The 24,465-nt window shown below is 72.6% G+C and carries 24 protein-coding genes; 9 read left to right on the forward strand and 15 right to left on the reverse strand.

The genetic code is table 11. The features are described 5' to 3' along the window. The first annotated feature begins 1 nt into the window (after window position 1). From ACZ4MU_RS23510 to ACZ4MU_RS23520, 3 genes are all read left to right on the forward strand, one after another. Window positions 2-1,156: an adenosine deaminase gene (locus ACZ4MU_RS23510; RefSeq protein ID WP_467879774.1), complete on the forward strand. Its 1,155-nt coding sequence runs from the start codon at window positions 2-4 to the stop codon at window positions 1,154-1,156. Window positions 1,157-1,290: 134 nt separating this feature from the next. Next, window positions 1,291-1,611, forward strand: coding sequence for an ATP-binding protein (locus ACZ4MU_RS23515; RefSeq protein WP_467879776.1), 321 nt, complete (start codon window positions 1,291-1,293; stop codon window positions 1,609-1,611). A gap of 138 nt (window positions 1,612-1,749) precedes the next feature. Further along, entirely contained in the window at window positions 1,750-2,451 is a 702-nt protein-coding gene (locus ACZ4MU_RS23520; RefSeq protein ID WP_467879778.1) for a hypothetical protein, read from the forward strand. Window positions 2,452-2,469: 18 nt separating this feature from the next. Here ACZ4MU_RS23520 and ACZ4MU_RS23525 read toward each other — a convergent pair whose 3' ends face one another. The 5 genes from ACZ4MU_RS23525 to afsQ1 form a co-directional block, all read right to left on the reverse strand. Then, window positions 2,470-2,670 carry a PspC domain-containing protein gene (locus tag ACZ4MU_RS23525; protein ID WP_467879781.1) on the reverse strand — a complete coding sequence of 67 codons (201 nt, stop codon included), beginning with the start codon at window positions 2,668-2,670 and terminating at the stop codon, window positions 2,470-2,472. A 92-nt stretch (window positions 2,671-2,762) separates the two neighbouring features. Next, the gene (locus tag ACZ4MU_RS23530) at window positions 2,763-3,224 is read right to left on the reverse strand and encodes a VanZ family protein (RefSeq protein ID WP_467879784.1); all 462 of its coding nucleotides are present in this window, start codon (window positions 3,222-3,224) and stop codon (window positions 2,763-2,765) included. 676 nt (window positions 3,225-3,900) lie between these two features. Further along, window positions 3,901-4,527, reverse strand: coding sequence for a hypothetical protein (locus ACZ4MU_RS23535; RefSeq protein WP_467879787.1), 627 nt, complete (start codon window positions 4,525-4,527; stop codon window positions 3,901-3,903). Then, complete coding sequence (locus ACZ4MU_RS23540) at window positions 4,524-6,014, reverse strand: ATP-binding protein (protein WP_467879790.1); 1,491 nt, start codon at window positions 6,012-6,014, stop codon at window positions 4,524-4,526. Before ACZ4MU_RS23540 ends, ACZ4MU_RS23535 begins: the two co-directional genes overlap by 4 nt. A 43-nt stretch (window positions 6,015-6,057) precedes the next feature. Further along, window positions 6,058-6,735: a two-component system response regulator AfsQ1 gene (afsQ1, locus tag ACZ4MU_RS23545; RefSeq protein ID WP_190094067.1), complete on the reverse strand. Its 678-nt coding sequence runs from the start codon at window positions 6,733-6,735 to the stop codon at window positions 6,058-6,060. A gap of 180 nt (window positions 6,736-6,915) precedes the next feature. Between afsQ1 and ACZ4MU_RS23550 the strand changes: the two genes are divergently transcribed. Beyond that, entirely contained in the window at window positions 6,916-7,680 is a 765-nt protein-coding gene (locus ACZ4MU_RS23550; protein WP_467879792.1) for a SigE family RNA polymerase sigma factor, read from the forward strand. Window positions 7,681-7,935: 255 nt separating this feature from the next. On the opposite strand, the gene ACZ4MU_RS23555 is transcribed toward ACZ4MU_RS23550, so the two are convergent. Beyond that, complete coding sequence (locus tag ACZ4MU_RS23555; protein ID WP_467879795.1) at window positions 7,936-8,646, reverse strand: uridine kinase; 711 nt, start codon at window positions 8,644-8,646, stop codon at window positions 7,936-7,938. Between the two features lie 65 nt (window positions 8,647-8,711). On the opposite strand from ACZ4MU_RS23555, the gene ACZ4MU_RS23560 reads away from it, so the two are divergent. Continuing rightward, window positions 8,712-9,131: a hypothetical protein gene (locus tag ACZ4MU_RS23560; RefSeq protein ID WP_467879798.1), complete on the forward strand. Its 420-nt coding sequence runs from the start codon at window positions 8,712-8,714 to the stop codon at window positions 9,129-9,131. A 96-nt stretch (window positions 9,132-9,227) separates the two neighbouring features. Here the strand turns inward: ACZ4MU_RS23560 and ACZ4MU_RS23565 are convergent, their stop codons facing one another. Genes ACZ4MU_RS23565 through deoC form a run of 3 tightly spaced genes read right to left on the reverse strand, consistent with a single transcriptional unit; the run spans window position 9,228 to window position 12,580 of the window. Then, window positions 9,228-10,175, reverse strand: coding sequence for an aldehyde dehydrogenase family protein (locus tag ACZ4MU_RS23565; RefSeq protein ID WP_467879800.1), 948 nt, complete (start codon window positions 10,173-10,175; stop codon window positions 9,228-9,230). Beyond that, window positions 10,168-11,619: an aldehyde dehydrogenase family protein gene (locus ACZ4MU_RS23570; RefSeq protein ID WP_467879803.1), complete on the reverse strand. Its 1,452-nt coding sequence runs from the start codon at window positions 11,617-11,619 to the stop codon at window positions 10,168-10,170. The genes ACZ4MU_RS23565 and ACZ4MU_RS23570 overlap by 8 nt, the downstream gene beginning before the upstream one ends. A 4-nt stretch (window positions 11,620-11,623) precedes the next feature. Beyond that, a complete protein-coding gene (gene deoC / locus ACZ4MU_RS23575; RefSeq protein ID WP_467879870.1) occupies window positions 11,624-12,580 on the reverse strand; it encodes a deoxyribose-phosphate aldolase in 957 nt (318 codons plus the stop codon). Between the two features lie 242 nt (window positions 12,581-12,822). Between deoC and ACZ4MU_RS23580 the strand changes: the two genes are divergently transcribed. Further along, window positions 12,823-14,028, forward strand: coding sequence for a hypothetical protein (locus ACZ4MU_RS23580; protein ID WP_467879806.1), 1,206 nt, complete (start codon window positions 12,823-12,825; stop codon window positions 14,026-14,028). 134 nt (window positions 14,029-14,162) lie between these two features. Next, the gene (locus ACZ4MU_RS23585; protein WP_467879808.1) at window positions 14,163-14,795 is read left to right on the forward strand and encodes a PH domain-containing protein; all 633 of its coding nucleotides are present in this window, start codon (window positions 14,163-14,165) and stop codon (window positions 14,793-14,795) included. Between the two features lie 112 nt (window positions 14,796-14,907). Here the strand turns inward: ACZ4MU_RS23585 and ACZ4MU_RS23590 are convergent, their stop codons facing one another. The 4 genes from ACZ4MU_RS23590 to ACZ4MU_RS23605 all read right to left on the reverse strand — a co-directional run bounded on the left by ACZ4MU_RS23590 (window position 14,908) and on the right by ACZ4MU_RS23605 (window position 19,844). Continuing rightward, window positions 14,908-16,134, reverse strand: coding sequence for a glycosyltransferase family 39 protein (locus tag ACZ4MU_RS23590; RefSeq protein ID WP_467879811.1), 1,227 nt, complete (start codon window positions 16,132-16,134; stop codon window positions 14,908-14,910). A gap of 329 nt (window positions 16,135-16,463) precedes the next feature. Then, window positions 16,464-18,104 carry a phospho-sugar mutase gene (locus tag ACZ4MU_RS23595; RefSeq protein ID WP_467879813.1) on the reverse strand — a complete coding sequence of 547 codons (1,641 nt, stop codon included), beginning with the start codon at window positions 18,102-18,104 and terminating at the stop codon, window positions 16,464-16,466. A 29-nt stretch (window positions 18,105-18,133) separates the two neighbouring features. After that, entirely contained in the window at window positions 18,134-18,958 is an 825-nt protein-coding gene (locus ACZ4MU_RS23600; RefSeq protein ID WP_467879816.1) for a purine-nucleoside phosphorylase, read from the reverse strand. A 448-nt stretch (window positions 18,959-19,406) separates the two neighbouring features. Next, on the reverse strand, window positions 19,407-19,844 hold the full coding sequence (locus ACZ4MU_RS23605; RefSeq protein ID WP_406554884.1) for a gamma-glutamylcyclotransferase family protein: 438 nt from the start codon (window positions 19,842-19,844) through the stop codon (window positions 19,407-19,409). A 152-nt stretch (window positions 19,845-19,996) separates the two neighbouring features. On the opposite strand from ACZ4MU_RS23605, the gene ACZ4MU_RS23610 reads away from it, so the two are divergent. After that, a complete protein-coding gene (locus ACZ4MU_RS23610; protein WP_467879819.1) occupies window positions 19,997-21,436 on the forward strand; it encodes an NAD(P)H-quinone dehydrogenase in 1,440 nt (479 codons plus the stop codon). A 143-nt stretch (window positions 21,437-21,579) separates the two neighbouring features. After that, window positions 21,580-22,533, forward strand: a complete 954-nt coding sequence (locus ACZ4MU_RS23615; RefSeq protein ID WP_467879822.1) for a DeoR/GlpR family DNA-binding transcription regulator — start codon at window positions 21,580-21,582, stop codon at window positions 22,531-22,533. A 72-nt stretch (window positions 22,534-22,605) separates the two neighbouring features. Here ACZ4MU_RS23615 and ACZ4MU_RS23620 read toward each other — a convergent pair whose 3' ends face one another. After that, window positions 22,606-23,166 carry a TetR/AcrR family transcriptional regulator gene (locus ACZ4MU_RS23620; protein WP_467879824.1) on the reverse strand — a complete coding sequence of 187 codons (561 nt, stop codon included), beginning with the start codon at window positions 23,164-23,166 and terminating at the stop codon, window positions 22,606-22,608. Between the two features lie 173 nt (window positions 23,167-23,339). Beyond that, a partial coding sequence (locus ACZ4MU_RS23625; RefSeq protein WP_467879827.1) for an ATP-binding protein occupies window positions 23,340-24,465 on the reverse strand: 1,126 nt, incomplete at its 5' end.

Here is a 24,465-nt window from a genome sequence, read left to right on the forward strand (position 1 = left end):
GATGACGAGCCAGACCACCGACGTACCGACCACGGACCAGATCCGCCGCGCCCCGAAGGTGCTGCTCCACGACCACCTCGACGGCGGTCTGCGTCCTGGCACCATCATCGAGATCGCCGAACAGACCGGGTACACCAACCTGCCCGAGACCGAGGCCGACAAGCTCGGCATCTGGTTCCGGGAAGCCGCCGACTCCGGTTCCCTGGAGCGGTATCTGGAGACCTTCGCGCACACCTGCGCCGTCATGCAGACCCGCGACGCGCTCTTCCGCGTCGCCGCCGAGTGCGCCGAGGACCTGGCGCAGGACGGTGTCGTCTACGCCGAGGTGCGGTACGCGCCGGAGCAGCACCTGGAGAACGGGCTGACCCTCCAGGAGGTCGTGGAGGCGGTCAACGAGGGCTTCCGGGAAGGCGAGCGCCGGGCCCGCGCCGACGGCAACCGCATCCGCGTCGGGGCACTGCTGACCGCCATGCGGCACGCCGCCCGCGCCCTGGAGATCGCCGAACTCGCCAACTCCTACCGGGACTCCGGCGTGGTCGGCTTCGACATCGCGGGCGCGGAGGCGGGCTTCCCGCCCACCCGACACCTGGACGCGTTCGAGTATCTGAAGCGGGAGAACAATCACTTCACCATCCACGCGGGCGAGGCGTTCGGCCTGCCCTCGATCTGGCAGGCGCTCCAGTGGTGCGGCGCCGACCGGCTCGGTCACGGGGTGCGGATCATCGACGACATCGAGGTCGCCGGGGACGGCACCGTGAAGCTGGGGCGGCTCGCCGCGTACGTACGGGACAAGCGCATCCCGCTGGAGATGTGCCCGACGTCCAACCTCCAGACGGGCGCCGCCGCTTCCTATGCCGAACACCCGATCGGGCTGCTGCGCCGGCTGCACTTCCGCGCCACGGTCAACACCGACAACCGGCTGATGAGCGGCACCAGCATGAGCCAGGAATTCGAGCGGCTGACCGAGGCGTTCGGCTACACGCTCGACGACATGCAGTGGTTCACCGTCAATGCGATGAAATCAGCGTTCATTCCTTTCGACGAACGCCTTGCCATGATCAACGACGTCATCAAGCCCGGATACGCCGAGCTGAAATCCGAATGGCTGTTCAAGCAGACCGCTGCGACCAGCGGTTCCACCCCGCCGATGGGCTGATCGGGAAACACGTCCACACGGCCGGGAGAAGCAAATCCCGGCCTTTTCCCGTGGTTTCACGTGTTTGCGGGGCGCGTGGCGGTCTGACTAGCTTGCAGAGCCGCTCACATCCCCTTCCCTAGGATGAATTCCAGATGAAGCAGTCTGCCGTCAAGACGCTCGGTGCCGCCGCTGTCGGTGTCGCCTTCGCCGCCGCTGCCGCCGGTACGGCCTCCGCCGCGCCCGCCGTGGCCGGAGTCCCCGAGCTCCCCGCCCTGTCCGGCCTGACCAAGACGCTGCCCGTGGAGGGCGTCGCCAAGACGCTCCCCGAGGGCGCCCCGCAGTCGCTGACCGGCGGTAAGCACGCCGTGGGCAAGGGCGCGCCCGCCGCGTCCGACCCGGTGGGCGGCCTGCTCGGCGGCCTGCCGACCGGCGGCCTGCCCCTCGGCAGCGCCGGTCTGCCCCTCGGCGGCTGACGGCGCGAACGCGCCGCCGGCCGGTGCGTGGAGGCCTTGTGGTGGGGCGCACATCCGGTCTCGGGTGTGCGCTCCGCCGCGTCTGTGTCAGGATCGCGGCTCGTACGCGGACAATTGACAGGTGAGTAGGGTTCCACGATGCGTGTGAAGGCGACTGGACTCGCCGTGCTGTCGGCGTCGGCGCTGCTCCTCACCACCGCGTGCGGTTCGGGCGGTGCCTCGGACGGCAAGGCCGCCTCCCGCGCCTCCTCGCCCTCGTCGGCCACCGCCCTCCAGCGGGCGGCCCTCGCCCAGGGCGACGTGCCCGGCTACCAGGTCTCCGCCGACACCACCGCCCGCGCCCGGACCCGCCCGCGGGCCGACCGCCGGCCGTGCCAGCCGCTCGCCGACGTCATGGGCGACCAGCCCGACCCGAGGGCGCGCGAGACGGTCGACCGGGGCCTGGGCTCCCAGCGAAGACTCGGCCTGGCGGTCGCGGCCTCGCTCAGCACGTACGCGCGCCCCGACGCCGAGCGACTCCTCAAGGACCTGCGCGCGGCGGTCGCCGCCTGCCCCCGCTTCACGGCCGACATGGGCGCGACGGCTTCCACGTACGCGCGCGTGACGGCCCGGCCGTACCGGACCGGCGGCGACGAGTCGGTGAGCTGGTCGGCGTCGTCCGCCCAGGTGGGCGTGGAGACACCGGTCCATGTCGTGGTGGTGCGCCAGGGCGCGACGATCGCGCGGTTCATGACGATCAACCTCGGCCCCCCGGCCAGGGGCGGGGCGCAGGAGCTGGTGGAGGTGCCGAGGGACGTGGCGGACAAGCAGCTGGAGAAGGTGCGCCGGGTGCTGGGCTGACCTCCGGGGCGACGGCCGTCACCAGGCGGGGCTGTGGGTCCGCTCCTTGGGGAGGAGGATCCACAGCGCGATGTAGAGCAGGAACTGCGGGCCGGGCAGCAGGCACGAGACCAGGAAGATCACGCGCATCGTGGTGGCGGAGGTGCCGAAGCGCCGTGCCAGCGCGGCGCACACCCCGCCGATCATGCGTCCGTCGCGGGGGCGGGCAAGGGCGGCCATGGGGACTCCTTCGGGCTGAGGCCGGTGTCGTTCCGGGTTCGGTGTCGTTCGCTGCCTCAACCCTGCCGCCCCGAACCGGGCAAAGCGTCGGACTACGGGGCGATCCCGACCCTGGGAATCGTCGGGGTACGACCCTGAGCCTGCGGCGGTACGGGCAGGTCGCGCCCCTGACGCCGCCGCAGCGCGATCCGTCCTGCCGGTACCACGGCGATATGGGCCAGGGCGGCCCCGGCGGTGTTCAGGAGCAGCGCGTCCACGTCGGCGACCTGGCCCGGTACGGACGTCTGCAGCAGGGCGATGCCCAGGGAGACGAGGGCCGCGGCGGCGGTCGTCCGCAGGAGGGAGGCGACGGGGGAGACGTCGAGGCGTCCGCCGACGAGGGGGAACAGCACACCGAGCGGCGCGAGCAGCAGCAGCCCCCCGCCGATCCGGCTCACCGCCTCGGCCCACCCGAGCGCCAGGTCGGCGCGGATGCCGGCGAGCGGGGTGAGGTTGGGCGCGGTCACCCACATGACGTCCCGTGGACGCAGGGTGAGGCACACGACGAGCGCCATGTGAACGAGAAGAAGCCCAGAACCCGCCACGCGGAACGGGACGACGGGGCCGGGGGGGTTGCCCAGGGCATGACGCTGTTGCACGTGGGCGAGGACGCACGGGGGCGGGGGATCGGTTCCGGGGGCTTTTGTCCGTGGGGGGAGGTGGGGGCGGGGGTGGGTGGCACGTGGCTGGGGGTGCGTTGCGGGTTCGTCTGCGGGTGGGCGGGGGATGGTCGTGCAGTTCCCCGCGCCCCCCAGGGGGTCCGGGTCGCCCGGGACAGCGGGTTCAGCCCCCCCCGACGCTCCGAGCGGGACACGGTCGCCCCCTCTCAGGGGCGCGGGGAACTGCGCGTTCAGCCCCTGCCGGTCCGCGGGCGAAAGGAGCGCGGGTTCGGGTGATGGGCCGCAGGCCCTTCTCAGGGGCGCGGGGAACTGCGCGTTCAGCCCCCACCGGTCCGCGGGCGAAAGGAGCGCGGGTTCGGGTGATGGGCCGCAGGCCCTTCTCAGGGGCGCGGGGAACTGCGCGATCAGCCCCCGCCCGTCCGCACGCGAAAGGAGCCCCGGTGCGGGGATGTGAGGCCCTTCAGGGGGGCGGGGGGCCGTAGGCCCCGGCGTAAGCGGGGAGACGGGGTGCGGACCCCGTTCAGGCCCCCCACAACCGGGGCTGGATGGCCCTGCCCCCCCGCACCCGGGATCAAGAATCCGGCGAGGCAGAGGGCCGCAGGGGTTCCCCCAGCGTGGGCACCGCGTCCGGCCGCGACTTCATCTCCCCCGTACACGCGTACGCCCGCACAGGATCCTCCCCGGGCCCCCCGAGCACCACCCGCCCCCCGGACCCCACCGGCGTGTTCTCCGCGTACGTGCACACGATCTGTGACAGCGCGAGCGCGGGCAGGTCCTCGGGCCGCCGGCTGAGCCGCAGCGCCCCCGCCGGATCGCCCTTGCGCGCGGCCGTCACCGTCAGCGGCCCCCGGACGTCCGTCGTGTAACCGGCCGCCTTCTCGTCCCCCGACGGCGTGACCTCCAGCTCGCCGAGCAGCGCCTCCGCGAACCGCAGGCGGTCGGCCGAGGCCCGGCCCTCGGGGATCCGCACCGACCGCTCGGCCGACACCAGCTGCGCCCCGCACACCAGGTAGAGCCGGACCGTCACGCCCTCGAACTGCGGGGAGAGGGGGTTCTCCGGGTTCCCCGGCACCTCGCACGGCACCCGCGAGGGCGCGGGCCCGGCGTCCACCGGGACCGCGGTGGGCCGGATGCCGCACCCCGTGGCGGCGGCGCCGAGCGCGAGCAGGGCCAGCGCCCCGCCGAGGAGCCGCCTCACGCCTCCTCACCCCCGTCGCGCGGCAGCCGCAGCACGAACACCGCCCCGCCCTCGGGCGAGTTCGCGGCGCTGATGTCGCCCCCGTGGATGTGGGCGTTCTCCATCGCGATGGAGAGGCCGAGACCGCTGCCCTCCGACCGCGGCCGGGACGCGCTCGCCTTGTAGAAGCGGTCGAACACGTGCGGCAGCACCTCCTCGGGGATGCCGGGCCCGTGGTCCCGTACCGCGATCACCAGTTCCTCGCCCTCCACCCGCACCGACACCCGTACCGGAGAGCCGCCGTGCTTGAGCGCGTTCCCGATCAGGTTGGCCAGGATCACGTCCAGGCGGCGCGGGTCGAGCCGCGCCATGATGCCGCGTTCGGCGTCCAGGTCCACCGCGTCCAGCCAGGCCCGCGCGTCGATGCACGCGGTGATCTGGTCGGCGATGTCCACGGTGTCCAGGACGAGCCTGGCCGTACCGGCGTCGAAGCGCGTGACCTCCATCAGGTTCTCGACCAGGACGTTGAGCCGGCGCGTCTCGGAGACCACCAGCTGCACGGCGGGCGCGATCATCGGGTCGAGGCTGTCCGCCTCGTCCTCCAGGACCTCGGTGACGGCCGTCAGCGCGGTCAGCGGCGTCCGCAGCTCGTGCGACATGTCCGCGACGAACCGTCGGCTCGCCTCCTCCCGCGCGCTCATGTCGCTGACCTTCTTCTCCAGGCTCTCGGCCGTCTTGTTGAACGTCCGCGACAGATCGGCCAGTTCGTCCGTGCCCGAGACCCGCAGCCGGGTGTCGAGCTTGCCCTCGCCGAGCTGGCGGGCCGCGTCGCCGAGCCGCTGCACCGGCCGCAGCACGGTCGTCGCGGCGGCCTGCGCGAGCAGCGCGGAGCCGAGCAGCGCGAGCCCGGTGGCGATGCCGAGCGACCAGGCCAGCGAGTTGAGGTCCTGCCGCTCCTGGTCGAGCGAGGCGAGCATGTATCCGGTCGCGCCGCCCCCGATGATCTTCGTCCCGCCGACCAGGTACGGCTTCCCGCGCAGGGTCCTGCGCTGCCAGAACAGGTGGTACGGATAGGAGTTGCTGTCGGTGACCTTCAGCTTCTTGCCCACCGCCTCCTGGAGCGAGGCGGGCACGTCGTCGAGCGTGAAGCGGTCCACGTCGGACGCCCCCACGATCGGCTTGCCCGGGTCGCGCTGGTCCACCAGGAGCACCTGGTAGCCGGAGGTGACGTGGTAGCCGGAGCGGCTGCTCGCCGCCATCTGCTGGGCGGTGGTCTGGAGGTCGTGGGCGGTGGGCCGCAGCGGCAGCGAGGCCGCGCGGTTCTGCATCTCCTGCCGGAAGTCGCCGAGCGCCGCGTCCTGGGTCCGTACGAGCACGGCCTCCCGGTTGAGCCAGTACGCGATCCCCGACGCGGAGACGGCGGCGGTCAGCGCGACGAGCGCGAACACGACGACCAGACGCAGGCGCAGGCTGGTCCAGCGGAGGCCGGCGAGTATCGCCTTCTTCACGTTCCGAATCGCTGCTTTCTTGGGTTCGTCCGCGAAGGCGGGCTCAGGACGGGGTGTCGAGGCGGTAGCCCACCCCGCGCACCGTGCGGATCAGCGTGGGCGACGACGGTACGTCCTCGACCTTGGCCCGCAGCCGCTGGACGCACGCGTCGACCAGCCGGGAGTCGCCCAGGTAGTCGTGCTCCCACACCAGCCGCAGCAACTGCTGGCGGGAGAGCGCCTGCCCGGGGCGGCGGCTCAGCTCCAGGAGCAACCGCAGCTCGGTGGGGGTCAGTTGCAGGTCCTCGCCGTTCTTGGTGACCGTCATCGCGGCGCGGTCGATCACCACGTTGCCGAAGGTCGCCGAGTCGGTGGCCTCGCGCTCGCCGCGCCGCAGCACCGCCCGGATCCGGGCGTCGAGGACCCGCCCCTGGACCGGCTTGACCACGTAGTCGTCGGCGCCGGACTCCAGGCCCACGACCACGTCGATGTCGTCGCTGCGCGCGGTCAGCAGGATGATCGGCAGCTGGTCGGTGCGCCGGATGCGGCGGCACACCTCGAAGCCGTCGATCCCGGGCAGCATGACGTCCAGCACGACCAGATCCGGCCGCTGCTCACGGAGCAGCTTCAGGCCGTCCTCACCCGTCGCCGCGGTGGCCACACGGTGGCCCTGGCGGGACAGGGAGAGTTCGAGCGCCGTGCGGATGGCGTCGTCGTCCTCGATCAGCAACAGGAAAGGCACGGAGGTCATTCTGACCCATGGGGGAGCGGAGTTCGACCTTCCGTGGACAGCGCCCCCTTTTCCCCGCGCACGGCCCGCTGTGACAGGCCTGTGACAGTCGTCGGACACCGCGATGAAACTGGCCCGGCAGAGTCTTCCTCGTACCGACCGGAACAAGACTCCACCGACGGGGGGCGCGAGATGAACGCACTGCACAGCACCACCTCAAGCGCAGTTGTCACGCGTCTCCACGACGTCGTGCGGAGCGAGAAGTCCGGTGCCGTGAGCGGACGGGGGTGCGCTCGCGGCACCGGGCGTCAGCACCAGTCGTACATGACGGTGCTCGACGCGGTACCGACCTCGCCCTTCACCGGGGCGGGGACCGGCGGGGATGTGGCGTACGGGGAGACCACGGGGGAGCGTTCCGCCTCCGAGGCCGCACAGGCCGAAGCGGCGTTCACGGCCTATGTGCAGGAGCGCCGGGCCTCCCTGTACGCCACCGCCTACCACCTGACCGGAGACCGGTTCGAGGCCGAGGACCTGCTCCAGAGCGCGCTGTTCTCGACCTACCGCGCCTGGGACCGGATCAGCGACAAGGCCGCGGTCGGGGGCTACCTCCGCCGCACCATGACGAACCTGCACATCAGCGCCTGGCGCCGCCGCAAGCTGAACGAGTACCCGACCGAGGAGCTGCCGGAGACGGCGGGCGACACGGACGCGATGCGCGGCACGGAGCTGCGCGCGGTGCTCTGGCAGGCGCTGGCACGACTGCCCGAACTCCAGCGCACGATGCTGGTCCTGCGGTACTACGAGGGCCGCACCGACCCGGAGATCGCGGACATACTCGACATCAGTGTCGGCACGGTGAAGTCCAGCATCTGGCGGTCGCTCCGCCGGCTGCGCGAGGACGACGTCCTCGCCTTCGGCCGTGACGAGGAGGAGTCCTTCGGCGAGCTGGTGGCCTGAAGGTCTGGTCCGGCGGTGGCAGCCGCCGGAGTACGGGGATCAGGGGGGAGCGTACGGGGGCCGGCGCCTCGGGGGATGCGCCGGGCGTACGGGTAACGGGGGAAACGGGCGGGACCGGGGGCCGGGGGGTCCACTCGGTCCCGCTTCTCCTTTTCGCCCCGGGCTCGCCCCGCGGTCCCGCTCGGCCCGCACTGCCCGGGGGCGCGGGAACCGCGCGACTCACCCCCACCGGCCCGCGGGCCGCCACTGACGGGATCAGACCCGAACAGTGGGCGCGGCCGCGGCAACACACCGCCCCGCGGCCGCCGCCGCCACCCGGCCCAGCGCCTCCTCCTTGCCGCACGGATGCGCCCCCAGCGCGGCCTGGCGCGCCACGATCCCGCGCTCGGCCCGCATCAGCCGCCACCCGCGCCGCAGCAGCATCGGCACCGACTTCCGCCCCTCCTTGAGGTCGCGCAGGAGCCGGCGCCGGAACGTGGTCGAGGGGCGCCCGCGCAGACACAGCGCGTCGGCGAGCACCCCGTGCTCCCGCAGGCGCGTCACGATGTCCGCCGCGAAGATCCCCTCCGCGACGAAGAGCGGCGTGCGGTCGATGCCGAACAGCGTCGTCCCGGTCCGCGAGCTGGTGGCGATGTCGTACTCCGGCACGGCCGTCCGTCCCGTACGGCACAGCTCGACGACGGCCGCCACGGCCGCGTCCGCGTCCCAGGAGCGCGGGGAGTCCCAGTCGACGTCCGCGGAGCCCGGCACCCGCGGCAGGGTCGGGTCACCGGCCTCCTTGTAGAAGTCGTCCAGGCGCAGCACGGGCAGACCCGTGCGGGCGGCGAGGGAGGACTTTCCTGAACCGGAGGGGCCCGTGAGGAGAACGACGCGGGCCGTCGGGATGGCGTGTGCGGTCACGGGACACCAGTCTGAGGCATCCACCCGGGAGGTGGACCCCCCGGGGAGCCCGTTGGTATCGAGCATCACACCTCAACTACGCTGCGTGCTTGAAGCGATACGCAGTGCTGATGTGACGAGAGTGGGACGACATGGCACGAAACACCGCCGGCGGGGCCCGACGCGGCCGTGTGCTGCTGCGGGCCGGGCTCACCGCGACCGCCGCGGGCGCGGCACTGGCCGGGACCGCGGGCGCGGCCCAGGCGCTCGCGGGACCGACGGAGACGGTCGAGCGGACGGTGGCGAACCCCGGCGCGGAGGTCGACGGCACGACCCGTTCCGTGACGGGCGACCTCTCGGCGGGGGTGACCAACGCGCTCGCCCCGGCCAAGACGCTCAGCCTCAATCCGTTCGCCAAGACGTCGGTGGACCCGCTGGACAACGCGGTGGGCACCGAGATCGCGGACTTCAAGCCGATCTCCACGGCGATGGCCACCGGACCGCTGCACGAGAGCGGCGCGCTCAAGGACTTCCCGGTGGTCGGCTCGGCCACGAAGCTGCTCCCGGGCTGAGCCCGTCGAAGACTGCGCTGAGCCGGGACATGCCGAACGGCGCCACGGGTGGGGGCCCGGGGCGCCGTTCGGGGTTCGAGTCCCCGTGGGGTGTGGCTAGTAGGCCGAGCCCGAAGCCCCCAGCGACCCGGTGGGGTGCCACACGGTCTTGGTCTCCAGGAAGGCGGTCAGCCGGTACGTACCGGGATCGGCGGACCAGTCGGCGGCGGCCGGGCGCAGCACGCGCTTGAGGTTGTCCGCGGCGGCGACCTCCAGATCGCGGGCCAGCTCGGGCCCCGCGCCCGTGAGGTCGATCGCGTTCACGTCCTGGTGCGCGGCCAGCGGCGGCGCGAGCTCGGCCGTCCTGCCCGACAGGACGTTGACGACACCGCCCGGCAGGTCGGAGGTGGCGAGCACCTCGCCCAGCGACAGCGCCGGCAGCGGTGCCTTCTCACCGGCGATCACCACGGCCGTGTTGCCGGTCGCGATCACCGGGGCGATCACCGACACCAGGCCGAGGAACGACGAGTCCTGCGGCGCGAGGACGGCCACGACACCGGTCGGCTCGGGCGTGGACAGGTTGAAGTACGGACCTGCGACCGGGTTGGCGCCGCCCACGATCTGGCCGATCTTGTCGGTCCACCCGGCGTACCAGACCCAGCGGTCGATCGCCGCGTCGACGACGGCCGCGGCCTTGGACTTCGACAGCCCCTCGGCCTCGGCGACCTCACGGACGAACTGCTCCTTGCGGCCCTCCAGCATCTCGGCGACTCGGTAGAGGACCTGGCCGCGGTTGTACGCGGTCGCGCCCGACCAGGCGCCGAAGGCCTTGCGGGCGGCGACGACCGCGTCACGGGCGTCCTTGCGGGAGGACAGGGGCGCGTTCGCCAGCCAGTTGCCCTTTGCGTCGCTCACCTCGTACACCCGGCCGCTCTCGGAACGCGGGAACTTCCCGCCCACGTACAGCTTGTAGGTCTTGAAGACACCAAGACGCGTCGGCTCGGACTTCTCGCCCGGCTTCTCGGCCGACTTCACGGACGACTTCTCAGCCGACTTCTCAGACATCGAGGTAACCCTCCAGACCGTGCCGGCCGCCCTCGCGGCCGAAGCCCGACTCCTTGTAGCCGCCGAAGGGCGAGGTCGGGTCGAACTTGTTGAACGTGTTGGCCCACACGACCCCGGCCCGGAGCTTGTTCGCGACCGCGAGGATGCGCGAGCCCTTCTCCGTCCAGATGCCCGCCGACAGGCCGTACTGGCTGTTGTTGGCCTTGGCGACGGCCTCGTCCGGCGTACGGAACGACAGCACCGACAGGACCGGGCCGAAGATCTCGTCGCGGGCGATGGTGTGCGCCTGGGTGACGTTGGTGAAGAGGGTCGGGGCGAACCAGTAGCCGTTCTCGGGCAGCTCGCACGCCGGGGACCAGCGCTCGGCGCCCTCGGCCTCGCCGGTCTCGGCGAGCGCGGTGATCCGGGCGAGCTGCTCGGCGGAGTTGATCGCGCCGATGTCGGTGTTCTTGTCCAGCGGGTCGCCCAGGCGCAGCGTGGACAGCCGCCGCTTGAGGGCGTCCAGGAGCTCGTCCTGGATCGACTCCTGGACCAGCAGGCGCGAGCCCGCGCAGCAGACCTGGCCCTGGTTGAAGAAGATGCCGGTGACGATGCCCTCGACCGCCTGGTCGAGGGGGGCGTCGTCGAAGACGATGTTGGCGCCCTTGCCGCCCAGCTCCAGGGTGACCTTCTTGTCGGTGCCCGCCACGGACCGGGCGATGGCCTTGCCGACGGCGGTCGAGCCGGTGAAGGCGACCTTGTTGACGTCCCGGTGCTCCACGAGTGCCGCGCCCGCGTCGCCGTACCCGGTGAGGATGTTGACGACGCCCTTGGGCAGGCCCGCCTGGCGGCAGATGTCCGCGAAGAACAGCGCGGTCAGCGGGGTCGTCTCGGCGGGCTTGAGGACGACCGTGTTACCGGTCGCGAGGGCCGGGGCGATCTTCCAGGCCAGCATCAGGAGCGGGAAGTTCCACGGGATGACCTGGCCCGCGACGCCGAGCGGCCTCGGGTTCGGTCCGTAGCCGGCGTGGTCGAGCTTGTCGGCCCAGCCCGCGTAGTAGAAGAAGTGCGCGGCGACCAGCGGGAGGTCCGCGTCGCGGGTCTCCCTGATCGGCTTGCCGTTGTCCAGGGTCTCCAGGACGGCCAGCTCGCGGCTGCGCTCCTGGATGATCCGGGCGATGCGGAACAGGTACTTGGCGCGCTCTCGGCCGGGCAGCGCCGACCACTTCTCGAAGGCCCGCCGGGCGGCCTTCACGGCCCGGTCCACGTCCGCCGCGCCCGCCTGGGCGACCTCGGAGAGGACTTCCTCGGAGCTGGGCGAGACGGTCTTGAAGACCTTGCCGTCGGCCGCCTCGACGAACTCGCCGTCGATGAACAGGCCGTACGAGGGCGCGATGTCGACGACGGAACGCGACTCGGGCGCGGGAGCGTACTCAAAAGCGGACGGCTGCATTTTCTTGTCCATGGTCTCAGTCCACCGTCACGTAGTCAGGGCCCGAGTAACGGCCGGTCGCCAACTTCTGACGCTGCATCAGCAGGTCGTTGAGCAGCGAGGAGGCGCCGAAGCGGAACCAGTGGTTGTCCAGCCAGTCCTCGCCCACGGTCTCGTTGACCAGGACCAGGAACTTGATGGCGTCCTTGGTCGAGCGGATGCCGCCGGCGGGCTTCACGCCGACCTGGACGCCGGTCTGGGCGCGGTAGTCGCGCACGGCCTCCAGCAGGACCAGGGTGTTGGCGGGCGTCGCGTTCACCGCGACCTTGCCGGTCGACGTCTTGATGAAGTCGGCGCCGCCCATCATCCCGAGCCAGGAGGCGCGGCGGATGTTGTCGTACGTGGAGAGCTCGCCGGTCTCGAAGATGACCTTGAGGCGGGCCTTGTCGCCGCACTCGGCCCTCACGGCCGCGATCTCCTCGTACACCTTCAGGTAGTGCCCGGCCAGGAACGCGCCCCGGTCGATCACCATGTCGATCTCGTCGGCCCCGGCGGCGACCGCGTCGCGTACGTCCGCGAGCTTGACCGGGAGGGCGGCGCGGCCTGCGGGGAAGGCGGTGGCGACGGACGCGACCAGCACGCCGGACCCCTTCAGGGCCTCCTTGGCGGTGGCCACCATGTCGGGGTAGACGCAGACGGCCGCGGTGGCCGGGGTGGTGCGGTCGAGCGGGTCGGGGTGGACGGCCTTGGCGGCGAGCGCCCGGACCTTGCCCGGGGTGTCCGCGCCTTCGAGCGTCGTCAGGTCGATCATGGAGATGGCCAGGTCGATGGCGTACGCCTTGGCCGTCGTCTTGATCGAACGGGTGCCGAGGGACGCGGCGCGCGCTTCCAGGCCCACCGGATCGATGCCGGGGAGCCCGTGGAGGAAGCGGCGCAGTGCCGCGTCCGACGCGGTCGCGTCGGCAAGGGCAGCTGCAGGTGCATTGGTGGGCATGGTCACCAGATGAGCATATCTACGCGCGTAGCGTCCTGTACAGCCCCGCTGACCAGGGCCGCTTTGGAACCTGCGGTTCCGCTGCCTGTCACATCGCTGTGACAGGCAGCGGACAGCTCCGAGGAACAAGATCCATAAATTCGTTGATGCAGCCCGCCGAAACCTCAACGGCCCCACCCGGACGAGAACACAGCGGCATGCGGCTCTTCCCTCTTCCACCACTTGTCTCCTCGGGAGTCGTCATGCCTAACGCCCTCCGCACCGCCCTCGCCACCGCGGTCGTCGCCGGTGTCGCCCTCACCCCGGTCCTCACCGCGACCACCGCGCTGGCGGCGCCGTCCGTCTCCAAGACGTCCACCGCCAAGAACGACCGCTACTCCGGTGCGCCGGTCTACATCGGCAAGGGGTACGTCGCGGTGCTGCGCAACCACACCGCCGACGGCGGCCCCGAGGCCTGGATCCGTGTGGTCGGCCCGGACTGGAAGCCCGGCGACAACTACATGTTCCGCGTCATGGACAAGCTGGACCGCACCAGGACCAGCGCTGTCGTCGACGGGATCCACCTGCGCCTGAACCGCGTCGGCGGCGAGCTGCCGGAGCTGGTCGTCTCCGGCGCGGGCAGCACCAACCGCACGGTCTACTTCCCCGAGCGCGTGAACGACGCCCCCACGCCGGCCCCGGCCAAGCCCGTCCGTACGGTCGCGCTCAAGGGCGGTCTGACCGCCAGGGTCTACCACCGCGGCGAGCAGCACCGGTACTACACGGCGACCGTGCTCAAGGGCACCAAGGTGCTCGGCGAGCTCAAGGCGGGCGGGGGCTACCAGCCCAAGGACATCGAGGTCTTCGCCGGAATTCAGGTGACCCTCACCGCGACCGGCGACATCACCTCCGTGAACGACTGGGGCAGCGACGGCGAGGGCGAGAGCACCGACTCCGGACGGCTCGTCCGCACCCAGGCGCTCCTCGGCGGCCTCAGGGGCAAGGTGTACGCCCACGGCGAGGGCAAGCACGTGTACTACACGGCCCACGTCCTGGAGAAGAACGGCAACCAGCTCGGTGTGCTGACGGCGGGCTACGGCCGGGCCGTGACGGACCAGAAGGTCTACAAGGAGGTCTGGGTGCGGGTGATCCTGGACTCGCACGGCAAGCTCACCTCGTCCGCGGTCGAGCACGGCGGCCAGACCCCGGACACCAACGGCGGCCAGGCCCCGGGCACCACCGGCAGGACCGCGACGCCCGCCCCCGCCCCGGCTCCGGCCACCCAGACGGGTGCCACCGGCGTCCAGGTCGTCCCCAGGGGCGCGGTCGCGGCCGGGGCCGAGATCAAGGGCGGTGGCAAGGACGGCGACAACACCGTGCTCGTCGCCGGGGGCGCGGGTCTCGCCTCGGTCGGCGCGGCCGGACTCGGGTTCGTGGCGCTGCGCCGCCGTGCGGGCGCGCGCGGCTGACGGTTGTCCGTCCGCCACCCGACGGGGGTGCCGCCACTGGGGCGGACCCCCGTACGCGCGTTCCCGCGCGACCCGGCGGGCGCGTCCGTGCCCTCTCTCGGCCCCGCTCGAACACGTAGTGCACAATCGGCCCCATGACGAGCCCCACGCCGCCCGCCGAGCCCACCTACGCCGACCGCGTCTACCGTTCACCCGGCGGTATCGCCGGAGGTGTACTGCTGCTCGCGCTCGGGCTCTGGCTCGCCGGGGACGCGATCGTGCAGGGGCACGGGAGCGCGCCCTGGCTGGCGCTGGCCGGGCTGCTGTGCGGTGTGCCGCTGGTCTTCGCGTTCACCGTGCGGCCCGCCGTCTTCGCGGGCGACGACCGCCTGCGGGTGCGCAACCCGTTCCGGACCGTGACGCTGCCGTGGGCCGCCGTCGCGGACGTGCGGGCCGGGTACTCCAGCGAGGTGTTCGACCAGGAGGGTACGAAGTACCAGCTGTGGTCGATCCCCGTGTCGCTGCGCCGGCGCAAGCGGGCCGCCCGGGCGCAGGCGCGGGACGCGGCGGGCGACCCGTACGGGCGTACGTCCACCACCGCCGGTGCCGACGAGGCGTCCCGGCTCGCCCCCGCGGACCGGACGATCCGGGAGCTGCGCGAGCTGGCCGAGCGGAACGCCGGGCGCGAGGGCGCGCAGGGCGGGGTGAGCGTGCGGTGGGCGTATGAGGTCATCGCGCCCGCCGTGGCCGGGGCCGTGGTGCTGGCGGTGCTGCTCGCCGTGGGGTGAGATGGGCTGCGGTGGGGGGCGCCGTTCGGGCGCGGGGCGTCGTGGGCTGGTCGCGCAGTTCCTCGCGCCCCTGGAGGGCCGTCGCTTTGAGCTGCGGGGCGTCGTGGGCTTGTTACGGAGGCCCCGGCCACACCAGCAGCATGTAGGAGCCCAGCCAGGCCGAGGACAGGGCCGCCCCGCCCAGGACCAGCACCGTCACATGGCGGCGGGCCCTGGCCAGGGACACCGCCAGGGGGAGCAGGAGCGGGAAGCCGGGGAGCAGGAAGCGGGCCCGGGGGAAGTACACGCCGCCGCTGCCCAGGACCACCAGGAGCAGCACCGCCGAGAAGGCCAGCAGGGCCACGGGCTGGCGGTCCGCCACGCTCAGCAGGAACAGGGCGCCCGCCAGGATCAGGACCAGCGAGACGACCACCAGGAACAGCGCGGGCGAGCGGTCGTACACCAGCAGGGTGCGCAGCTCGCGCAGGGTGTCGGCGCCGCCGTCCCACTCGTTCGTCCACAGCCGCTGGACCGCGAAGTAGCCGTCCCAGCGGCCCAGCCGGACCCCGACCCAGGCGACGAACCCGAACCAGCCCAGCGGAGCGAGGAGCGCCCCCGCCACCGGGCCCCGCGCGGGGCCGCCGCGCGCGAGGGCGGTCAGGGCCGCCACCACCACGGCCGCGGCGACCGCGATCCCCGTGGGCCGGGTCAGCCCCGCCAGCCCCGCCAGCGCCCCGGCCGCCACCCAGCGCCCGGTCAGGATGCAGTACAGCGACCACGCGGCCAGCGCCGTGAAGAGCGATTCGGTGTAGCCCATCCACTGCACGACCGCCACCGGCAGCGCGCCCCACAGGACGGTCAGGACGGTGCCCGCGCGCCGGCCGTAGAGCCGGTCGCCGACCGCGAAGACCCCCCAGGCCGCCGCCGAGGAGCAGAGCACCGCCACGGCCACCCCCACGCTCGCGCGCGAACCGGGCGTCACGGCCGCGACCGCCTTGATCACGGCCGGGTAGAGCGGGAAGAACGCCAGGTTGTTGTGGTAGAGCCGGGTGCCGAGCTCGTGGTCGTAGCCGTGGTCGGCGATGCCCAGGTACCAGTGTGAGTCCCAGGAGGTGGCCAGCGTCGGCCACACGCCGTGGTGCTGGAGGTGCGCCCACCGGGCGAGGACCGCGAGGCCGAGCAGCCGTACCGCGAGATGGCCCAGGAGCGCGGGCGCGGCCCGGGCGAACGCGGCCCGGAGCGTGGCGGGGAGGAGACGGATGCCGTCCCCGCCGCCCTGCCCCCGGGGGCAGCGGGCTGCGGGGACGGCACGGCCCGTACGGCTGCGCGTAGGGGCCACCGGTGAGACGGTCGGGGGCACGGCGGTGCTCCTGGGCTCGGCGGGCGGTTCCGGGCCACCCTTTCTCGGATGATCCGGAAAGGGCCGGGAGCGCTGCGCCGGACGCCGTACGGGATTCACTCGTACGGGTCCCTCGGCCGGGCGCGAGGGGGGCGGGGGGCCCGTCTCCATCTTTCGGCTGCGGGCCGTGGCGGGCTGGTCGCGCCGTTGCCCGCGCCCCTGAGATGTGCGGGGCGCGGGCAACGGCCGAGCCGCTCGGATGCCCGCCGTGGTCACCAGGTCGCGGCCCGGCGGGTGGTCGCGCCGTGCCCCGCGCCCCGCATATCCGGGGGCGGGGCACGGCCGGTCGATCAGATGCCCGCGGCGGCGGCCAGGTCCTTCTTGATCCCCGCGAGCAGGGCGGTCGCCTTCGCGCGGGCCTCGCCCAGCGCCTCGGCGGACGCCACCGGGACCACGACCTCCAGGTAGCACTTGAGCTTGGGCTCGGTGCCGCTGGGACGGACGATCACGCGGGCGCCTTCGAGGTAGTAGCGCAGACCGTCGGTCGGCGGCAGCTCCTCGGTGCCCTGGCTGAGGTCCTCGGCCCGGGTGACCGCGAGGCCCGCCAGCGATGCCGGCGGGTTCTCGCGCAGGCGCCGCATCGCGTCGGAGATGACCGTCAGGTCCTCCACCCGCACCGACAGCTGGTCGGTGGCGTGCAGCCCGTGCCGGACGGCGAGGTCGTCCAGGAGGTCCTGGAGCGTGCGCCCCCGCTCCTTCAGGACGGAGGCGAGCTCCGCGACGAGCAGGGCGGCGGTGATGCCGTCCTTGTCCCGTACGCCCTCGGGGTCGACGCAGTAGCCCAGCGCCTCCTCGTAGCCGTACCGCAGGCCCTCCACGCGGGCGATCCACTTGAAGCCGGTCAGCGTCTCCTCGTACCCGAGACCGGCCGCCTCGGCGATCCGGCCGAGCAGCGAGGACGAGACGATCGACTCGGCGAAGACGCCGCTCACGCCCCGGTCCACCAGGTGCTGGGCGAGCAGCGAGCCGACCTCGTCGCCGCGCAGCATCCGCCAGCCGCCCTCCACCGACGCGTCCGGCACGGCGACCGCGCAGCGGTCCGCGTCCGGGTCGTTGGCGATGACGATGTCCGGGCCGACCGCGCGCGCCGCCTCGAAGGCGAGGTCCATCGCGCCCGGCTCCTCCGGGTTGGGGAACGCCACCGTCGGGAACGCCGGGTCCGGTTCGGCCTGCTCGGCCACGAGCGCGGGCGGCGGGAAGCCCGCCCGGGCGAAGGCCGCCGTCAGGACGTCCTTGCCGACGCCGTGCATGGCCGTGTAGACGACGCGGGCGGTGCGCGGGGACCCGGGGGTCAGCACCGCGTCCGTACGCGCCAGATAGGCCTCCAGGACCTCCTCGCCCAGCGTCTCCCAGCCGTCCTCGGGCCGGGGGACGTCGTTGAGCGAGGCGACCGCGGCGATCTCGGCGGCGATCTCCGCGTCGGCGGGCGGCACGATCTGCGAGCCGTCGCCGAGGTAGACCTTGTAGCCGTTGTCGCGCGGCGGGTTGTGGCTGGCGGTGACCTCGACGCCGGCGACGGCGCCCAGGTGCCTTATCGCGTACGCCAGGACGGGCGTCGGCAGCGGGCGCGGCAGCAGGACCGCCTTCAGGCCCGCGCCGGTCATCACGGCGGCCGTGTCACGCGCGAAGTCGGCGGACTTGTAGCGCGCGTCGTAGCCGACGACGACGAGGCCGTCGCCCCGGCCCTTCGCCTTGAGGTACGCGGCGAGCCCGGCGGCCGCGCGGATGACGACCGAGCGGTTCATCCGCATCGGTCCGGCGCCCAGCTCGCCGCGCAGCCCGGCGGTGCCGAACTGGAGCGTGCCGCCGAACCGGACGGCCAGCTCGTCGAGCTCCTCGTTGTCGATGAGCTTGGCCAGCTCCTCGCGCGTCTCGCCGTCCGGGTCCTCGGCCAGCCAGGCCTTGGCCCGCGCGATCAGGTCCTGCGTCACGTCGACATCCCTTTCGGTACGGATCAGGGTCAGATGCGGTCGAGTACCCGCGTCAGCAGCGAACCCATGCGCGCCGCCGAGTCACGGCCGGCCTGGAGCACCTCTTCGTGGTTGAGGGGCTCGCCGCTCAGGCCCGCGGCCAGGTTGGTGACGAGCGAAATGCCCAGCACCTCGGCGCCGGCCTCGCGGGCCGCGATGGCCTCCAGGACGGTCGACATGCCGACGAGGTCGCCGCCGAGCACACGGACCATGTTGATCTCGGCCGGGGTCTCGTAGTGCGGCCCGGGGAACTGGACGTACACGCCCTCCTCCAGCGAGGAGTCGACCTCCTTGCACAGGGCGCGCAGCCGCGGCGAGTACAGGTCGGTCAGGTCCACGAAGTTGGCGCCGATGATCGGGGAGGCGGCCGTCAGGTTCAGATGGTCGCTGATCAGGACGGGCTGGCCCGGGCGCATGCCCTCGCGCAGACCGCCGCAGCCGTTGGTGAGCACCACGGTCTTGCAGCCGGCGGCGACGGCGGTACGCACGCCGTGCGCGACGGCGGCGACGCCGCGGCCCTCGTAGTAGTGCGTACGGCCCAGGAAGACCAGCGCGCGCTTCTCGCCGATCCGGTACGAGCGGATCTTGCCGCCGTGGCCCTCGACGGCGGGGGCCGGGAAGCCGGGCAGCTCGGTGACCGGGAACTCGGCCTCGGGCTCCCCGAGCGCGTCCGCGGCCGGGGCCCAGCCGGAGCCCATCACCAGGGCGACGTCGTGGGTCTCGGCGCCGGTGAGCTCGCGCAGGCGCGCGGCGGCGGCGTCGGCGGCGGCCTGGGGGTCGCCCTGGATGTTGTCCGGAATAACAGATGCGTTCACGACGACGAGGGTAACCGCTGGAGTCCTACGCGCGTAGATGACTGGCGGCACAAGGGGGCGATCGTTGCCTTGTCGTTTCCCACGAGGCCCTGCGGGGCGGGCGGGTCCCTGGCCACCTTCTGGCCCGGGGTTCGTTCGTCTGCGGGTGTGTGGTGGGTTGCTCGCGCAGTTCCCCGCGCCCCTGAAGGGTCCGGCTTTTGTCTGCGGGTGTGTGGAGGGTTGCTCGCGCAGTTCCCCGCGCCCCTAAAAGCCTGTGGCTGAGCTGCGTTCTCCGGCTGCGGCGGACCACCCAAAGGGGCGCGGGGAACTGCGCGACAAGCCCCCCGCCGGGCCGCAGGCGACGAATCACCCAGGGGCGCGGGGAACTGCGCGACAAGCCCCCCGCCGGGCCGCAGGCGAACCCCCGGCCAGGCAGGGGCGTGGGCAACCCGGCACCCCCCGAGCGGGGTCAGCAGGGGCGTTTGCGTAGTTCCATCACGTAGTCGTGGGGCGCCCCCGCGGACTCCGCCGCGTCGGCCAGTTCCCCCAGGTACCGCGCCGACGGCAACCCCCCCTCGTACGCGTTCAGCACGTACACCCAGGCCGGCTCCTCCCCGTCCAGCGTGTCCACCCGCACCCGCATCCGGCGGTAGATGTCCAGGCCCACGCCCTCCCAGCGGTCCAGGGAGTCCTCGTCCAGGGACGCGATGTCGTACAGCGCGACGAACACCTGGGAGCGCGGCGCCTCCACGATCGTGGCCAGCGCCCCCTCCCACCCCATCTGCTCCCCGCCGAACGTCAGCCGCCAGCCGTTGAGCCAGCCCGTGCCGCGCAGCGGTGAGTGCGGTGCGCGGCGCGTCATCAGCCGCGGATCCATGTTGCCGGCGTACGCGGCGTAGAGCGACATGGTGTCGAGGGTACGACAGCGGCCCCCGGGTGCCCGCGCGAGAACGGCACACTCGTGTGACAGCCGTATGGCGCCCCGGGGGCGAAGCATCTTGAAGCGTGCGGGACAATGAGCTACGTACTGCATTTCCTCAATGCGAGGCGGACTTTTTCGTGACCCGGATCGTGATCATCGGTGGCGGACCCGGCGGATACGAGGCGGCCCTGGTGGGCGCCCAACTCGGCGCGGAGGTGACCGTCGTCGACTGCGACGGTCTGGGCGGGGCGTCGGTGCTCACCGACTGCGTACCGTCGAAGACTCTGATCGCGACGGCCGAGGTGATGACCACCTTCGACTCTTCGTACGAGGAGTTGGGCATCCTGGTCGCCGACGACACCCCGCCCGAGGAGCAGTCCGCCCGTGTGGTCGGCGTGGACCTCGGCAAGGTCAACCGACGGGTCAAGCGCCTCGCGCTGGCCCAGTCCCACGACATCACCGCCTCCGTGACCCGGGCCGGCGCCCGGGTGCTGCGCGGGCGCGGCAAGCTCGGCGGCCCGCAGGGCATCGACGGCACCCGGGACGTCATCGTCACCGCCGCCGACGGCAGCGAGGAGATCCTCACCGCCGACGCCGTGCTCATCGCCACCGGCGGCCACCCGCGCGAGATCCCGGACGCGCTGCCGGACGGCGAGCGCATCCTGAACTGGACCCAGGTCTACGACCTGGACGAGCTGCCCGAAGAGCTGATCGTGGTCGGCTCCGGTGTGACCGGCGCCGAGTTCGCCGGCGCGTACCAGGCGCTGGGCTCCAAGGTCACCCTCGTCTCCTCCCGCGACCGGGTGCTGCCGGGCGAGGACCCGGACGCGGCGGCCGTCCTGGAGGACGTCTTCCGCCGCCGCGGCATGAACGTCATGGCCCGCTCGCGCGCCCAGTCCGCCAAGCGCGTCGGCGACCGGGTCGAGGTCACGCTCTCGGACGGCCGCGTCATCAGCGGGACGCACTGCCTGATGGCGGTCGGCGCGATCCCCAACACCGCCGGGATGAACCTGGAGGAGTCCGGGGTCAAGCTCCTGGAGTCCGGTCACATCTGGACGGACAAGGTATCGCGCACCTCCTCGCCGGGCGTGTACGCGGCCGGCGACGTCACCGGGATCTTCGCGCTCGCCTCGGTCGCGGCCATGCAGGGCCGCATCGCGATGTACCACTTCCTGGGCGACGCGGTGGCCCCGCTGAACCTCAAGACGGTCTCCTCGAACGTCTTCACCGACCCGGAGATCGCCACCGTCGGCTACTCCCAGGCCGACGTGGACGCGGGCAAGATCGACGCCCGGGGCGTCAAGCTGCCGCTGCTGCGCAACCCGCGCGCCAAGATGCAGGGCATCCGGGACGGCTTCGTGAAGATCTTCTGCCGTCCGGGCACCGGGATCGTGGTCGGCGGCGTGGTCGTCGCGCCGCGTGCCTCGGAGCTGATCCACCCCATCTCGATCGCCGTCGACAACAACCTGACCGTGGAGCAGATCGCGAACGCGTTCACGGTCTATCCGTCCCTGTCGGGTTCGATCGCGGAGGTGGCGCGCCAGCTGCACTCGCGCAAGAGGGCGGGCGAGGCGTAACCGGGGCGCCCGGCGGCGCGGCGGCGTGGGACAAGGCGCCCGGGAGGGCGCCTATACCACTTCATGGACACCTCTGTGCACACCTTCTGTTATTCGGCGCAACTTGCTGAAAACAATCGGCCGCTCAGGTTACTGTCAGTTTCGTGTTCGCTGCAGAACGTCGTCAATTGATCCTCGAAATGGTGCGGGCCAACGGGGCGGTATCGCTCCGGGAGCTCGCCCGCGTCGTCCAGACCTCCGAAGTGACCGTACGGCGGGACGTGCGGGCGCTGGAGGCGGAAGGACTCCTCGACCGCCGGCACGGCGGTGCGGTACTGCCGGGCGGACTCACCCGCGAGTCCGGCTTCCCGCAGAAATCCCATCTCGCCACCGCGGAGAAGACGGCCATCGCCGACCTCGCCGCGAGCCTCGTCGAAGAGGGCGAGGCCATCGTCGTCGGCGCGGGGACGACCACGCAGGAGCTGGCCCGCCGGCTCGCACGCGTCCCCGGCCTCACCGTCGTCACCAACTCCCTGCTGGTCGCCCAGGCGCTGGCCCACGCAAACCGCGTGGAGGTCGTCATGACCGGGGGCACCCTGCGCGGCTCCAACTACGCCCTGGTGGGCAGCGGGGCCGAGCAGTCCCTCCAGGGGCTGCGGGTCTCGCGCGCCTTCCTCTCCGGGAGCGGGCTGACCGCGGAGCGCGGGCTCTCCACGTCCAACATGCTCTCGGCGAGCGTGGACCGGGCCCTGGTGCAGGCCGCCGCCGAGGTGGTCGTCCTCGCCGACCACACCAAGCTCGGCACCGACACCATGTTCCAGACGGTGCCCACGGACGTGATCACGCGCCTGGTCACCGACGAGCCCCCCGGCCACGACGACCGGGCCGCCACCGAGCTCCAGGCCCTGGCCGACCAGGGCGTGCAGATCGCCGTGGCCGGCACGGCCCCCGGCGGCGAGGGCGTCCCCCCGGGGCGCCGGCCAGGCCGGGACGTGCCGCTGCCCGGCCAGCGCCGCAGCCATGTGCCCGGAGGCCCTCAGTTGCGCAGCGCGGCCCCGCTGGGCGACCAGCAGGGTCCCGGGGAGCGGGCCAGAGTGGCCGACCTACGCCGCCGCTGAGTGGCTGACCTGCGGCGCCGCTGAGCGCCCCCCGCCGGGGCGCGCCCGTCCGTACCGAAGTGGTCCGGCCCTTTACGGCTTCAGGCCCCGCAGGGTCAGGGCGAGCAGCCGGTCGGCCAACTCCGGGTCGTCCGGCGCCTGCTCGGCCGCCAGGGCGATGGCGTTGGTGAGCTGCATCAGGTCGCCGATCGTCACATCGACCCGTACGGAACCGGCCAGCTGCGCCCGCTCCAGCAGGGCGCTGCCCGCCTCCCGCATCGGGGTGCTGCACTGCGCCAGGGCCGAACTGTCGTCGTGCGACGCCGACATGAGGGCGCGCGCCACTCCTCGGTACTCACCCGTATGAGTGATGATGGCGCGCAGCCACTCCACGAGCGCCGTGCACGGCTGCTCGGCGTCGAGCAGCTCCCGGGAGCGTGCGAGGAGGACGTCCACCTCGCTCTGGAAGATCGCGCTCATCAGCGCGTGCCGGTTCGGGAAGTGCCGGTAGAGCGTGCCGATCCCGACGCCCGCGCGCCTGGCCACGTCTTCGAGGGAGGCGTCCGTCCCGTGCTCCGCGAACGCGCTCCTCGCCACGCCCAGGAGCCGCTCGTAGTTGCGGCGCGCGTCGGCACGCATCGGCCTCGTCGTCATACCCCAAGGATGCCCGAACCGCGCGCCCGGGGTGCCGCCCGGTACCGGTCCGGACGGAAGCGGGGTGCGCCCGGACCCGCCGGACCCGTCGCCGTGCGTACGGCCGAAGCCCCCGCCGGGCGCACCGGCGGGGGCTTCGGGGGAGCGGAGACGGATCGGCTCCGGGTGCGAGGTCAGTCCTTGATCTCGCAGATCGCCGCGCCGGAGGTGACCGACGCGCCGACCTCGGCCGCCAGGGCCTTGACGGTGCCGGAGCGGTGGGCGTTGAGGGGCTGTTCCATCTTCATGGCTTCGAGGACGACGATGAGGTCGCCTTCCTTGACCTCCTGGCCCTCTTCGACCGCGACCTTGACGATCGTGCCCTGCATCGGGGACGCGAGGGTGTCGCCGGAGGCCGCCGAGCCCGCCTTCTTGGTGGCGCGGCGCTTGGGCTTGGCGCCCGCGGCGAGGCCGGTGCGGGCCAGCGACATGCCAAGCGAGGAGGGCAGTGAGACCTCCAGCCGCTTCCCGCCGACCTCGACCACGACCGTCTCACGGCCGGCCTCCTCGTCCGCCTCGGCGTCGGCCGGGGCGGCGAAGGGCTTGATCTCGTTGACGAACTCGGTTTCGATCCAGCGGGTGTGGACGGTGAAGGGGTCGGGGGAGCCGGTGAGTTCGGGGGCGAAGGCGGGGTCGGTGACGACGGCGCGGTGGAAGGGGATGGCGGTGGCCATGCCTTCGACGTGGAACTCTTCCAGGGCGCGGGCGGCGCGCTGGAGGGCCTGTTCGCGGGTGGCGCCGGTGACGATGAGTTTGGCCAGGAGGGAGTCCCAGGCGGGGCCGATGACGCTGCCGGATTCGACGCCGGCGTCGAGGCGGACGCCGGGGCCGCTGGGGGGGTTGAAGGTGGTGACGGTGCCGGGGGCGGGCAGGAAGCCGCGGCCGGGGTCTTCGCCGTTGATGCGGAACTCGAGGGAGTGGCCGCGCAGTTCGGGGTCGCCGTAGCCGAGTTCCTCGCCGTCGGCGATGCGGAACATCTCGCGGACCAGGTCGATGCCGGAGACTTCCTCGGTGACGGGGTGTTCGACCTGGAGGCGGGTGTTGACTTCCAGGAAGGAGATGGTGCCGTCCATGCCGACGAGGAACTCCACCGTGCCGGCGCCGACGTAGCCGGCTTCCTTGAGGATGGCCTTGGAGGAGGCGTAGAGCTCGGCGGTCTGGGCTGGGGAGAGGAAGGGGGCGGGGGCTTCCTCGACGAGTTTTTGGTGGCGGCGCTGGAGGGAGCAGTCGCGGGTGGAGACGACGACGACGTTGCCGTGG

It is taken from the genome of Streptomyces sp. NPDC026377 (assembly GCF_055567715.1).

Excerpts from the sequence above, each read along its gene's own strand:
- ACZ4MU_RS23560 (WP_467879798.1), top strand. The coding sequence starts at position 8,712 with ATGGCACGAAACACCGCCGGCGGGGCCCGACGCGGCCGTGTGCTGCTG.
- ACZ4MU_RS23550 (WP_467879792.1), top strand. The coding sequence starts at position 6,916 with ATGAACGCACTGCACAGCACCACCTCAAGCGCAGTTGTCACGCGTCTC.
- deoC (WP_467879870.1), bottom strand. The coding sequence starts at position 12,580 with ATGCCCACCAATGCACCTGCAGCTGCCCTTGCCGACGCGACCGCGTCG.
- ACZ4MU_RS23520 (WP_467879778.1), top strand. The coding sequence starts at position 1,750 with ATGCGTGTGAAGGCGACTGGACTCGCCGTGCTGTCGGCGTCGGCGCTG.
- ACZ4MU_RS23525 (WP_467879781.1), bottom strand. The coding sequence starts at position 2,670 with ATGGCCGCCCTTGCCCGCCCCCGCGACGGACGCATGATCGGCGGGGTG.
- ACZ4MU_RS23580 (WP_467879806.1), top strand. The coding sequence starts at position 12,823 with ATGCCTAACGCCCTCCGCACCGCCCTCGCCACCGCGGTCGTCGCCGGT.
- ACZ4MU_RS23565 (WP_467879800.1), bottom strand. The coding sequence starts at position 10,175 with ATGTCTGAGAAGTCGGCTGAGAAGTCGTCCGTGAAGTCGGCCGAGAAG.
- ACZ4MU_RS23585 (WP_467879808.1), top strand. The coding sequence starts at position 14,163 with ATGACGAGCCCCACGCCGCCCGCCGAGCCCACCTACGCCGACCGCGTC.
- ACZ4MU_RS23515 (WP_467879776.1), top strand. The coding sequence starts at position 1,291 with ATGAAGCAGTCTGCCGTCAAGACGCTCGGTGCCGCCGCTGTCGGTGTC.
- ACZ4MU_RS23555 (WP_467879795.1), bottom strand. The coding sequence starts at position 8,646 with ATGCTCGATACCAACGGGCTCCCCGGGGGGTCCACCTCCCGGGTGGAT.
- ACZ4MU_RS23605 (WP_406554884.1), bottom strand. The coding sequence starts at position 19,844 with ATGTCGCTCTACGCCGCGTACGCCGGCAACATGGATCCGCGGCTGATG.
- ACZ4MU_RS23510 (WP_467879774.1), top strand. The coding sequence starts at position 2 with ATGACGAGCCAGACCACCGACGTACCGACCACGGACCAGATCCGCCGC.
- ACZ4MU_RS23530 (WP_467879784.1), bottom strand. The coding sequence starts at position 3,224 with ATGGCGCTCGTCGTGTGCCTCACCCTGCGTCCACGGGACGTCATGTGG.
- ACZ4MU_RS23570 (WP_467879803.1), bottom strand. The coding sequence starts at position 11,619 with ATGGACAAGAAAATGCAGCCGTCCGCTTTTGAGTACGCTCCCGCGCCC.
- ACZ4MU_RS23620 (WP_467879824.1), bottom strand. The coding sequence starts at position 23,166 with ATGACGACGAGGCCGATGCGTGCCGACGCGCGCCGCAACTACGAGCGG.